This window comes from Arcobacter vandammei (assembly GCF_016106035.1).
Taxonomy (GTDB): domain Bacteria; phylum Campylobacterota; class Campylobacteria; order Campylobacterales; family Arcobacteraceae; genus Aliarcobacter; species Aliarcobacter vandammei.
Genome location: NZ_JADKPZ010000003.1, coordinates 155,924 through 167,511 on the forward strand (window position 1 = coordinate 155,924; position 11,588 = coordinate 167,511).

At 29.3% G+C, this 11,588-nt stretch carries 12 protein-coding genes; 6 read left to right on the forward strand and 6 right to left on the reverse strand.

The genetic code is table 11. The annotated features are described in order from the left end of the window. Position 1 precedes the first annotated feature (1 nt). The 6 genes from IQC44_RS02880 to IQC44_RS02905 all read right to left on the reverse strand — a co-directional run bounded on the left by IQC44_RS02880 (position 2) and on the right by IQC44_RS02905 (position 6,804). Entirely contained in the window at positions 2-607 is a 606-nt protein-coding gene (locus IQC44_RS02880) for a nitrate reductase cytochrome c-type subunit (protein ID WP_198304702.1), read from the reverse strand. Then, the gene (napH, locus tag IQC44_RS02885; protein ID WP_198304703.1) at positions 604-1,407 is read right to left on the reverse strand and encodes a quinol dehydrogenase ferredoxin subunit NapH; all 804 of its coding nucleotides are present in this window, start codon (positions 1,405-1,407) and stop codon (positions 604-606) included. Before napH ends, IQC44_RS02880 begins: the two co-directional genes overlap by 4 nt. Continuing rightward, complete coding sequence (gene napG / locus IQC44_RS02890) at positions 1,404-2,207, reverse strand: ferredoxin-type protein NapG (protein WP_198304704.1); 804 nt, start codon at positions 2,205-2,207, stop codon at positions 1,404-1,406. The genes napH and napG overlap by 4 nt, the downstream gene beginning before the upstream one ends. A gap of 10 nt (positions 2,208-2,217) precedes the next feature. Continuing rightward, entirely contained in the window at positions 2,218-5,028 is a 2,811-nt protein-coding gene (napA, locus tag IQC44_RS02895; protein ID WP_198304705.1) for a nitrate reductase catalytic subunit NapA, read from the reverse strand. 121 nt (positions 5,029-5,149) lie between these two features. Continuing rightward, complete coding sequence (locus IQC44_RS02900) at positions 5,150-6,142, reverse strand: type IV pili methyl-accepting chemotaxis transducer N-terminal domain-containing protein (RefSeq protein WP_198304706.1); 993 nt, start codon at positions 6,140-6,142, stop codon at positions 5,150-5,152. After that, complete coding sequence (locus tag IQC44_RS02905) at positions 6,139-6,804, reverse strand: Crp/Fnr family transcriptional regulator (RefSeq protein ID WP_198304707.1); 666 nt, start codon at positions 6,802-6,804, stop codon at positions 6,139-6,141. Before IQC44_RS02905 ends, IQC44_RS02900 begins: the two co-directional genes overlap by 4 nt. 75 nt (positions 6,805-6,879) lie before the next feature. Between IQC44_RS02905 and IQC44_RS02910 the strand changes: the two genes are divergently transcribed. The 6 genes from IQC44_RS02910 (at position 6,880) to IQC44_RS02935 (ending at position 11,170) form a co-directional block, all read left to right on the forward strand. Next, a complete protein-coding gene (locus IQC44_RS02910) occupies positions 6,880-7,809 on the forward strand; it encodes a glycosyl transferase (protein ID WP_198304708.1) in 930 nt (309 codons plus the stop codon). 13 nt (positions 7,810-7,822) lie between these two features. After that, positions 7,823-8,794 (forward strand): GTP 3',8-cyclase MoaA, encoded by a 972-nt coding sequence (gene moaA / locus IQC44_RS02915; protein WP_198304709.1) that lies wholly within the window; start codon positions 7,823-7,825, stop codon positions 8,792-8,794. A gap of 98 nt (positions 8,795-8,892) precedes the next feature. Continuing rightward, on the forward strand, positions 8,893-9,165 hold the full coding sequence (rpsO, locus tag IQC44_RS02920) for a 30S ribosomal protein S15 (RefSeq protein WP_198304710.1): 273 nt from the start codon (positions 8,893-8,895) through the stop codon (positions 9,163-9,165). 121 nt (positions 9,166-9,286) lie between these two features. Beyond that, positions 9,287-9,685, forward strand: a complete 399-nt coding sequence (locus IQC44_RS02925; RefSeq protein WP_198304711.1) for an RrF2 family transcriptional regulator — start codon at positions 9,287-9,289, stop codon at positions 9,683-9,685. Then, the gene (locus tag IQC44_RS02930) at positions 9,685-10,722 is read left to right on the forward strand and encodes a DHH family phosphoesterase (RefSeq protein ID WP_198304712.1); all 1,038 of its coding nucleotides are present in this window, start codon (positions 9,685-9,687) and stop codon (positions 10,720-10,722) included. The genes IQC44_RS02925 and IQC44_RS02930 overlap by 1 nt, the downstream gene beginning before the upstream one ends. A gap of 10 nt (positions 10,723-10,732) precedes the next feature. Beyond that, entirely contained in the window at positions 10,733-11,170 is a 438-nt protein-coding gene (locus IQC44_RS02935) for a CoA-binding protein (RefSeq protein ID WP_198304713.1), read from the forward strand. Positions 11,171-11,588: the final 418 nt, after the last annotated feature.

The following is an 11,588-nucleotide window of genomic DNA, read 5'->3' on the forward strand; positions in this document are numbered from 1 at the left end:
CTTATTTAACACCCTCTTTGATTACATCCATAAGATTTGATTTATCATTTAAATCACTACTTCTAAACTCTGGTGCAAAGTTATTTTTTGGAACATTTGCACTATCTGATTGTGGAGCATGACATGCTGAACAGTTAAATCTAGCATTTGATAGCATATCAAGAGGTTTTGTAATAGTATCTAAATCACTACTATTTTCAACAACTTTACCATCTCTTTCTAATTGCCCATCTTTATTTAAAGCAACATACTCTCTAAAATTTGTAAAGTGAGATTTTGGAATAGGAGTTGCTCCCATACTTTCAGCTACTAGTGGATCATGACAAGAAGTACACATATTATTATCAATAGTAATAGGTAGCAATCCTTCTATATCGTGTGGAATCATAGGTGGAGCATTTTCAAATGCTCTTTTTATCTTTGTACTTCCACCAGCTGGGTCTGTTCCATATTTTGTCTCATCACCTACAACTTTATCTTCTTTAAATAAGCTATCATGTCTAAGACCAATAGAATCATCTTTTATTGTAGTATTTGTAGCAGCAAAACTAATAGTTGAAATCACAGCTGCTGTAAATAGACTTAAAGTTATTTTTGCTAACTTCATTTTTTATCCTTTATATAATTTCTTAATTCAAAATTTAGTGCATCATCATCACACACTTCAATACATCTAGCACAGTTTGTACACTCTTGCAAAACTGGCTCACTTGATTTTGTAATCATATGTAAAACTTGATTTTCAGGACAAACAACCTTACACTTCATACAAGCTGTACATTTTTCATGGTCGTGATGAACTCTAATAAGGCTAAATCTTCCAATTAGTGAATAAAATCCACCAAGTGGACAAATATGCCCACACCAACCATTTTTTAAAACAAACAAATCAAACAAAAATATTACTAAAATAGTTGCCCAACCAAATCCAAGACCAAAAACTATTCCTCTATGTACCATTGATACTGGAGATATAAGCTCAAAAGCTGTAACACCCATAAGGCTTGATAAAATAAGAGTAAGAGCAATTGCCCAATATCTTATAGATCTTGATGCTGGTTGATTTTTTTGAATTTGCTGAAAATTAAATTTTCTTCTTAGATAGTTTGCAAAATCTGTAACTATATTTACAGGGCAAACCCAAGAGCAAAATGCTCGTCCACCAATAAGAAAATAAAATATCGCTATCAAAAAAGCACCTAATAAAATATCAAAAGATAAAACTGCTCCTGCAAATAACATCTGTAACACTGCAAATGGGTCACTCAATGGAATTTTTTCAAAAATCAATGAAGAACTTAAATTCCCCATTAAGATATTTATTCCATAAATATTTGCAAGGCTATAAAGAACTAAAATAGAGATTTGAGTAACTCTTCTAGCAATTAAAAATCTAATCTTTTTCATTCTAAAAGCTCCTTCATATCACTATTTAGTGAATCTATTGCACTTTTTTTATTTATTTTTGTTTTTGTCTGCCCAATATCGGCATTTTTAACTCTTTGTTCATCTTCTTCATCCCAACCTTTTATATAGTGATCTCCCACTTTACCAAGTGCAATTCCTTTTGGAAGCACAAAAATGGCTGGTTTTTCAGTAATACAGGCTTTCTCACAAAGTCCACAACCTGTGCAAATATCTGTATTTACAACAGGTTTTAAAAAGGCATGTTTTCCTGTTCGTTCATTTTTTTCATATACTATATCAATAGCTTCTCCCAAAAGTGGACAAGCTCTATAACAGGCATCGCATTGTATTCCCCAAAAAGCTACACAAGATTTTACATCTACAACTGCAACTCCCATTTCCATTTGTCTTATCTCAAAAGCACCTTCACTATTTCTTACTTTTTTTTCATCAAGTGCATTTGTAGGACAAATTGGAACACAAGGAATATCAACACACATATAACAAGGAATCTCTCTTGGAACAAAAAATGGAGTTCCCAAAGGTAAATTATCCCCTGGTTTTGCCAATTTTAGTGTATCAAAAGGACAAGCCTCAACACAAAGTCCACATTTTATGCAAGTTGCTAAAAAATCATTTTCATTTAAAGCAGCTGGTGGTCTTAAAATTAGACTACTAGCTTTTACTTCGCTTAAATATGCACTCCATGTTAAACCACCAAGTATTACTAAGCCTATAGCTCTAGCACTTTTTAGAAGAAATTTTCTTCTATCTTCTTGATAGTTTTCTATTATGTTCATCTATTTAACCTTAGGCTTTATAAACTTTAACTGCACACTTTTTGAAGTCTGTTTGCCCTGATTGTGGACAAGTTGCATCTAAACAAACTTTATTTATAAATACTTTTTCATCAAACCAAGGAACATAAACTAAACCTCTTGAAGGTCTATTTCTTCCTCTTGTTTCAACTCTTGCTTTTACTTTTCCTCTTCTTGATTCAACCCAAGCTAATTCACCTTGTTTTACACCAAATTTTGTTGCATCTTCTGGGTGCATATAGCAAAGTGCCTCTGGAACTGCACGATATAGTTCAGGAACTCTCATAGTCATAGTTCCACTATGCCAATGCTCAAGAACTCTTCCCGTACTTAGCCATACTGGATATTCTTCGTCTGGTTTTTCAGGTGGATCCATATATGGTCTTGCAAAGATTTTTGCTTTATTTTTTAGAGATTTTTTAGTTTGGTCTTTAATTCCTGTTAAATCTCCAAAAGCTAACTCTTTTGCTAAAGTTCCATAGAATGCAAAATCACTATTTGGATTTGCTTTTTTCGCATAAGGGTCATATTTTGTATTAAATCTCCAAGAAGTCTCTTTACCATCAACAACTGGCCATTTTAATCCTCTTACCTTGTGATAAGTGTCAAAATCTGCTAAATCGTGTGCATGACCTCTTCCAAAATCTGCATACTCTTCAAATAGATATTTTTGTAAGAAGAATCCATACCCTTTCCAAGGTTTTCCATCACTTCCTAAAACATTTCTATTATCTCCAAATGCTTCAGTGTTATCAAAACCTTTTTGAATTGGGTCATTTTGATCAGCTTTATATGATTTTGCTCTATCATTTGCAAATAAAATTTCATACATAGTTGTATCTTCGTTGTAACCCATAGCTTTTGCAGCTTCTATCATACTAGGAAGTTTTACTTCACCATTTGTACTAAGTAAGCTTTGTTCTCCCCAAACATCTTTTACTGTAAATCTTTTTGATAACTCAACCCATTGCCAAGTATCACTCATAGCATCTCCAACTGGGATTACTTGTTGTCTCCAAAGTTGTGTTCTTCTTTCAGCATTTCCATATCCACCCCATTTTTCATAAATCATAGCAGATGGTAAAATCAAATCTGATACTTTTGCTGAAATTCCAGGGTATCCATCTGATGTTACGATGAAGTTATCCATCTCTCTTGCTGCTTTTATCCAGTGAGTCGCACTTGCTGTATCTTGATATGGATTACAAACATTTACCCAAGCAAATTTTATATTTCCATCTTCAATATCTCTATGGATTTTCATAATATGTTGAGTACCTTTTGGATTTATTGTTCCAAGTGGAATATTCCAAGCTTTTTCAGTAATTTCTCTATGTTTTGGATTTTCATTCATCATATCTGCTGGAAGTCTATGTGTAAATGTTCCAACTTCTCTTGCTGTTCCACAAGCACTTGGTTGTCCTGTAAGACTGAATGCTCCACTTCCAGGTTTTGCCTGTTTATTTAAAAGGAAATGCACATTATAAGAAAGTGTATTTACCCAAGTTCCACGTGTATGTTGATTCATTCCCATAGTCCAGAAACTAACAACTTTTCTATCTTTTTCAATATACCAATCTGCTAATTGTTGAAGTTTTTTCTTAAACTCTTCAATGTCCTCATCTGGATTTCCTTTTGCGATTGTTGCAACATAATCAAGAGTATAAGGCTCTAGGAATTTTTTGTACTCTTCAAATGAGATTTCCCAGTGAGCAAGACCTGCATTTTTATGAGTCATTTTATCACCAGCTTTATATCCATAAGGAGCAAGTGCAGGAGCTTCAGTTTCTGAAACTATTGTTTCCATCTCTTTTGAGATTATTTCCATTTCAGCTTTTGAGTATTTCCCATCTTTAATAGATTTTTCGTCACTTCTTCTCATACCATAACCAATATTTACAGGACTTGCAGCAAAAACTATATGCTCTTTTACAAAATCCCAATCAATAGCTTCTGGACGATTGTAAACTATCTCTCTTGCTATGTAGTTCCATAGAGCTAAATCTGTATTTGGAGTAAAGATAATTTCTAAATCAGCAATATCTGAAGTTCTATGTCTATATGTTGAGATATTTACAACTTTTACTTTTTCTGGATTACTTAATTTTCTATCAGTTACCCTTGACCATAAAATTGGGTGCATTTCAGCCATATTTGAACCCCAACAAACAACAGTATCAGTAAGTTCAATATCATCATAACAACCACTTGGTTCATCAATTCCAAAAGTTTGGTAAAAACCAACAACAGCAGATGCCATACAGTGTCTTGCATTTGGATCTATTGCATTTGATCTAAAACCAGCTTTCATCATTTTTAAAGCTGCATATCCTTCCATAATTGTGTATTGCCCACTTGCAAATACTCCAATTCCCTCTGGACCTTTCTCTTTTAGAGCAATTTTTATATGTTTTTCCATCTCATCAAAGGCTCTTTGCCAAGAAACAGGAGTAAAATCTCCTTTTTTATCAAATTCACCTTTTTTGTTTACTCTTAAAAGTGGAGTTTTAAGCCTATCCGCTCCATACATAATTTTTGCATTAAAATATCCTTTAATACAGTTAAGTCCTCTGTTTACTGGAGCTGCTGGGTCACCTTTTACTGCAACAATTTTTCCCTCTTTTGTTGCAAGCATAATTCCACAACCTGTTCCACAAAATCTACAGGCTGCCTTATCCCATCGCCAACCACTTTCAGCATTAGATGCTTGTGCTTTTAGGTCTGTTGGTACACTCATACCAATAGCTGCTGCTGCACTTGCTGCTGCTGAACTTTTTAGAAAATCTCTTCTTGAAAGTGACATCTTTACTCCTTTTTGAAATAAATTTTAAAACAATTTATTCTATCAAATAGGGAAGAGTAAATAACTTGACATTAGTCAAATTATTTAATGTTTTAAGTTAAATTAAAGTTTTAAAAGTAAATTATTTACTTTCGCAAGTAAGCATAATTTTTTCAAGTTCATTTTTTAGTTCGGCTAATCTTTTTGTAGAATAAAGTAGCTGTTCTTGAGTTTGAATAGCAATATCTTCACTTCTATTTAGCTGTTTTGAAAGTTCTTGCGAGTTTTCAAGTTCATTTATAATTTCATCAAACTCATTTGTAAGTTCTTCTAGCTTGTATGAAGCATTTTTTGATTGTTCTAATGCACTATTTGAGTCAATTATTGCACTATTTACTTTATTTAAAAAACTATTAAACATATTAGAAGCTTCTACTAATTCACCTTCAGCATCTATAGAAATAGGTTTTAATGGCTGTTCTAAATTTTGTTCCATTGCTTTTTTTGACTCTTCTATAAATTTAAGAGCATTTTTTTCCATAGTCTTTAACTCTAAAAAACTATATAAAATTAGTAAAGCTATTAAAAGTGCAAAGAAATATTGTGTATATTTTAGAAAAATAATTTTTTGTTCACTATTTATAGTGTATAAGCTAACCAAAGAATCAACTTCATATAAAAGAGTTGTGTTTGAGTTATAAATTTCATTTACAATATTTTTTAATTCATCTATTTTTGTCTCTTCTAAAAGATGTTCTTTGAAAAGATTAATATTTTTTAAAAAATCAATCCATAAAGATTCAACTTTTAGAGTTTGTTTATCTATTTTTATATTTGGTGAATCCTTTAATTTATCAAGATTATTTCCACCTTTTAAACTAGAAAGATTGTAGATAAATTCGTTTATACTTTCATTTAGTTCAGTTTGGTTTGCATTCTTATTTGTATATAGATAAAAAATATTTTTTGTGATATTTTGGGTAAGCATTCTTTGTTTTCCAGCTATATTTATAATCATTGCATCTTTTTCATTTTTGTTGTTTAAATAAATTGTTGTTGCAATTATGCTAATCAACAAAAGTGTAAACAGAACTCCTAAGATTTTTATTTTTGTACTAATACTACTTTTTTTCATATTGCTACCCCTGTAAAAATTTTATTTAAGGCTATTTTATCTTTTATTATTATTTCTTGATTCTCAATCTCAATTATATCATCTCTATTTAGTTTTTTTAATACTCTTGATAAAGTTTCTGGTTGAATATGTAGCATAAAGCTGACTTCTTGCCTTTTTAAGCTATTAAACATTTCAAGGTCATTTACGAGCATATAAGCAACTTTTGCAGTTGCATCAAAAACAAGCTCTCTATTTACTAAACATTGAAGTTGATGAGTTTTCTTTAAAAGAGCATTCATAAGCTCTTTTACTAAAATATTATTATCTAAAAAATGCTCTTGAAGTTTTAAAAAATCAACAGATAAAACTATTGAATCTTCTATAAAAGAGGCATTTGAAAAACAGTAAATTTCACTACTATTAATTGAACTTAATTCGCTAATTAAGGAGTTTGAATAGATATGATATAAGAAAATTTCATTATCAAATTTATCATATTTATAAATTTTCACTAAACCACTAACCAAAAAAAGAAGATTATTTTTTATATCGGTTTCATAAAAAAGAATAGAATTTTTATCATATTTTGATATAAATGAAAAATCACTTAATATCTCTATTTGTTTATCATCTAAATTTTTGAAAAAATCTAAACTTTGAATACTCTCTTGAAGTGTCATAAAGTGCCTTGAATAATGTTTTATTTAAGCAAGTATATATTAAGCTTGTGAAAAATAGAATTAAAGCATTATATAATGGGAGATACAATGGATTTTAAAACTTTTATAAAAGCAGTTGGAACAGGAGTAAAAGGAAATAGAGATTTAACATTTGATGAGGCTTTTGAAGCAGTTTCTCAAATTTTAAGACAAGAACCAACACAAGCACAAATAGGAGCTTTTTTGATAGCTTGGAGAGTAAAACTTGAAACTGTTCCTGAATTTAAAGGAGCTATACAAGCACTAAACTCTTTTATGAAAATAGAAAAATTAGAAGACTCTTTTATTTTGGGATACAACAGCGATGGAAGAGTAAATTTTCCATATTTATTTCCTCTATATGAAGAGCTATTAACTGACTTTTACAAAAAAAATAGTGATGTAAAAAGGCTTAATCTTGTGGTTTGTGGGGATTTACTTCAACCAACAAAAAGTGGCTTTGCTACAAAAGATATTTTTCCTAATTTTGAGCAAGGTCAATATTTGCACTATTTAAATAGAGTAGAATACTTGCCAGAGCTAAGCAATCTAACTACTTTAAGATGGGAGTTTGGTTTAAGAACAGCCTTTAATACGGTTGAAAAACTTTTAAATCCAACTCTTAGTGAATACGGAGTTTGTGGGGTTTTTCATAAACCTTATGTAAAAAAATATTTAGATATGTTTGAAGATAGTTTCAAAGAAATTACTGTTATTAGAGGAAGTGAAGGTGATATTGAAATATTTAAAGATTCTAAATATTGGCAAAAAAACGGTGATGAAATTTTGGAGTTTGAATTTTCTCTAAAAGATTTTGGAGTAAATTTTGATAGAACTTTTGAAAATATAAGTTTAGAAGAGAATTTAGCTATTTTAAAAAATCCTACTAGCGATATTTTAAATTTAGCTAAATTTAATTTGGCCTTATATCTTCTTTTTTCAAAAAGAGTAAGTTCTCTGGATGAAGCTTGGCAAAGATTGAACTAAAAAAAGGAATTATATGTTAATAGATGGATTTGGAAGAAAACACGATTATCTAAGAGTTTCAGTAACTGAAAGATGCAATTTTAGATGTCATTACTGTATGCCAGAAAAACCATTTTCATGGGTTCCAAAAGAGAATTTATTATCTTATGAAGATTTGTTTAAGTTTATAAAAATAGGAATTGATGAAGGTATTAAAAAAGTGCGAATTACTGGTGGAGAGCCACTTTTAAGAGATAATTTGGACTATTTTATAAAACTAATAAATGATTATAAAAGCGATATTGATTTAGCACTTACAACAAATGGTTTTTTGCTTCCACAAATGGCACAAAAATTAAAAAATGCAGGATTAAAAAGAATAAATATCTCTCTTGATACTTTAAATCAAGACAGAGCTTCAAAAATAGCCCAAAAAGATGTTTTACCAACAGTTCTAAGCGGAATACAAAAAGCAAAAGAAGTAGGACTTAAAATAAAAATAAATTGTGTTCCTTTAAAAGGAATAAATGATATTGATATTATTGATGTTTTAGAATACTCTAAAAAAGAGGGTTTTGTGGTTAGGTATATTGAATTTATGGAGAACTCTTTTGCAAAAAATAGTGCAAAAGGTTTAAACTCTGATGAGATATTAAATATCATAAAAGAGAAATATCCAAATCTTGAGAAAGTTCCAAGAGATACAAGCTCTCCAGCCCAATATTATAGACTTGAAGATGGATATGAGTTCGGAATAATTGAACCACATAAAGATGATTTTTGTGCATCTTGCAATAGAATAAGACTTACAGCTGAAGGTTTTTTAATTCCCTGTTTATATTTTGAAGATGCCTTAAGTATCAAAGATGCAATACGAAACAATGATATAGATAAAGCTGGAGAGATTTTAAAACGAGTTTTACAAAATAAACCAGAAAAAAACAGATGGTCAAATAAAGATGATAATAAAGTTTCAAGTAGAGCTTTTTATGAAACTGGTGGATAAATTCTTTTTTTAAAGTAAATATAAAGCAAAATTTATATAAAATTCGCACCTATTTTCATTTGGAAATAAATTTACATTATACCTATTAGGAGGTCAAAATGGCTTTAGATCAGGAATTAAAAGCAAGTATTATCGCAAAATATGCAAAAAAAGATGGTGACACAGGTTCAGCTGAAGTTCAAATTGCACTATTAACAGAGCAAATTAAAACTTTAACAGAGCATTTAAAAGTATTTAAAAAAGATCACTCTTCAAGATTAGGTCTATTAAAAATGGTTGGAAAAAGAAAAAAACTTTTATCATATTTAAAAAGAACAGACTATGCAAGATTTACTGAATTAGTTGCTTCTTTAGGAATTAGAGCAAAATAATTTTTCTTTAAAAGAGATATTAAAGGGACTATGGTTTTCCATAGTCCCTTTTTTTGTATGTGAAGATTAATAATAGTTTTTGTAGAATAAAGAAAAATTATAATAATGGAAAAAATATAATATGTTATTAACAAAAAAAAGTGAATATGCACTACTATCTTTAATCTCAATCGCAAAACACGAAGAACCTGTAAATGTTGATGTTTTATCAAAAGAGCTTGAAATTTCAAAATCATTTTTAGCAAAAATAATGCAAAACTTAGCAAAAGCAGAATTAGTTGTTTCTCATAGAGGAGTAAATGGTGGTTTTGTTCTAAATAAACCAATAGATGAGCTTACAATTTTGGATATTGTTGTAGCTGCTGAAGAGAGAAATCCTATGGTTTTTGAGTGTTCTGATTCTCTTGAATCTTGCCCAAATAATAAAGCAAAACTTTGTGGTATTTGGCCACTTTTGAATAATCTACAATTCAAAGTAAATGATTTTTTATCAAAATTAACGCTAAAAGATATAGCATAATGCGACTTTTTCACATTTCTCATACAGATTTAGATGGTTACTCTTGCCAATTTCTAACTTCAAAATTTTTTTCAAAAACTCACTATTTTAATGCAAATTATGGAGTAGAAGTAAAGTTAAGCATTGCCAAAGTTTTAGAAGATATAAAAAATTATAAAGATGAAGAGATTTTATTAATTATTAGTGATTTAAACTTGACTTTGCAAGAAAGTGCAGATTTGAATAGAGATATAAATTTATTAAATAATGATGGCTTCAAAGTAACTTTACAGCTTTTAGACCACCATATTACAGGTAAAAAAAGTGCAGAAAAATTTGATTGGTATTTTTTGGATGATAAAAGATGTGCTACAAAGATAGTTTATGATTATCTTTTAGAGAAATTTGATGCTCCTATTAAAAACTATGAAAGTTTAGTAAACTGTATAAATGCTGTTGATATTTGGCTTGAACACGAAAAAGATAATTTTGAATTTGGAAAAGTTTTAATGTCAAGTTTGGTTAAAGCAAGAGAGATTAACTCTATACTTTTCCCAAATATAGATAGAGAATATAAGTTTTATTTGTTGGAAAAATCTATCTCTTTTTTAGGAAAAGAGAGACAAAATATAATGCTTGACAATGAAGTTCACTTTTTGAAAAAAGAGTTTTTAAAACTTGATGATATTGATGATACAATCGACAATTTAAGTGCAAAATATTTAGTAAAAACTCTTGAAAATGTAAAAAATGAACTAACTGTTTTTTACAAAGGTCAAAAAGGGCTTTTAACTTACTGTTTGGGAAGTATTTCTATTCCTGCAAATACATTTTTAAAAGAAAATCCAGATTATGATTTTTTTATAGATATAAATAAAAAAGGAAACGGCTCTTTTAGAGCAAATGGAAAACTTGATGTTTCACTTCTTGCCCAAAAAATAGCAAATGGTGGCGGACATATAAATGCAAGTGGTGGGAAATTTGAAGATTTTAAAGATAGTATTGATTATTTATCAGTTAAAATATATATTCAAGATAAGTTAGATAAATTAAACTAAGGAGAATAAAATGGAGTGCGAATTTCCAACAGTAAATTCAAATAAAGATGAGATAAAAGCTATTTTTGAGGAGACAAAAACTATTGCAATAGTTGGGCTTTCTCCTGATAGTGAAAAAGCTTCATATAGAGTTGCTGAGTATTTACAAAATGCAGGTTTTAAAATAGTTCCTATTTATCCAAAAGAAGATGAGATTTTAGGAGAGAAAGTTTATAAATCTTTGAGCGAAATTCCTTTTTCGATTGATATGGTTGATATTTTTAGAAAACCTGATGCAATTGCAAAAGTTGTAGATGAAGTTTTAAAAATAAAAGATGAAAAAAATATAAAAACTGTTTGGTTTCAATTAGGACTTGCAAACAATGAAGCTGCAAAAAAAGCTTTTGACAATGGACTAAAAGTAGTTCAAAATAAGTGTACGAAAATAGAACATAACTCTATTTTTTAAGAGAATAAAGGAGTTTATATCTCCTTTTTATCGATTATCAAAAATCTTTTGTTTTTTATCTTCTAGCTCACTTTTATTTATTTTTATAAAAAGATATGAAATATCATCTTTTTTTGCTTTATATTTTGTAAACTCGAAAAAATTAATATAATATTTTTCTAGTTCTTCATTATCAGGTGTTAAAATAAGCCATCTTAAACCTATACTATCTTTTATATCAACTGCTTTTTTGATAGAAAAAGAGATTAAAAATTCTGAAATCTTCTGATTGTCTAAATTTTCAAAAACACTTTTTCTATATTTTTCCAGGCTTAATGAAAAAAATGGGTTGCTAAATTATCATTTTTTATTATAGTTACTTAGATATTCATCTATAAGTTTTATCTTTCTTTTTTTAGCTAATCCTTGATGTAATTTT

Excerpts from the sequence above, each read along its gene's own strand:
- IQC44_RS02880 (WP_198304702.1), bottom strand. The coding sequence starts at position 607 with ATGAAGTTAGCAAAAATAACTTTAAGTCTATTTACAGCAGCTGTGATT.
- napH (WP_198304703.1), bottom strand. The coding sequence starts at position 1,407 with ATGAAAAAGATTAGATTTTTAATTGCTAGAAGAGTTACTCAAATCTCT.
- napG (WP_198304704.1), bottom strand. The coding sequence starts at position 2,207 with ATGAACATAATAGAAAACTATCAAGAAGATAGAAGAAAATTTCTTCTA.
- napA (WP_198304705.1), bottom strand. The coding sequence starts at position 5,028 with ATGTCACTTTCAAGAAGAGATTTTCTAAAAAGTTCAGCAGCAGCAAGT.
- IQC44_RS02900 (WP_198304706.1), bottom strand. The coding sequence starts at position 6,142 with ATGAAAAAAAGTAGTATTAGTACAAAAATAAAAATCTTAGGAGTTCTG.
- IQC44_RS02905 (WP_198304707.1), bottom strand. The coding sequence starts at position 6,804 with ATGACACTTCAAGAGAGTATTCAAAGTTTAGATTTTTTCAAAAATTTA.
- IQC44_RS02910 (WP_198304708.1), top strand. The coding sequence starts at position 6,880 with ATGGGAGATACAATGGATTTTAAAACTTTTATAAAAGCAGTTGGAACA.
- moaA (WP_198304709.1), top strand. The coding sequence starts at position 7,823 with ATGTTAATAGATGGATTTGGAAGAAAACACGATTATCTAAGAGTTTCA.
- rpsO (WP_198304710.1), top strand. The coding sequence starts at position 8,893 with ATGGCTTTAGATCAGGAATTAAAAGCAAGTATTATCGCAAAATATGCA.
- IQC44_RS02925 (WP_198304711.1), top strand. The coding sequence starts at position 9,287 with ATGTTATTAACAAAAAAAAGTGAATATGCACTACTATCTTTAATCTCA.
- IQC44_RS02930 (WP_198304712.1), top strand. The coding sequence starts at position 9,685 with ATGCGACTTTTTCACATTTCTCATACAGATTTAGATGGTTACTCTTGC.
- IQC44_RS02935 (WP_198304713.1), top strand. The coding sequence starts at position 10,733 with ATGGAGTGCGAATTTCCAACAGTAAATTCAAATAAAGATGAGATAAAA.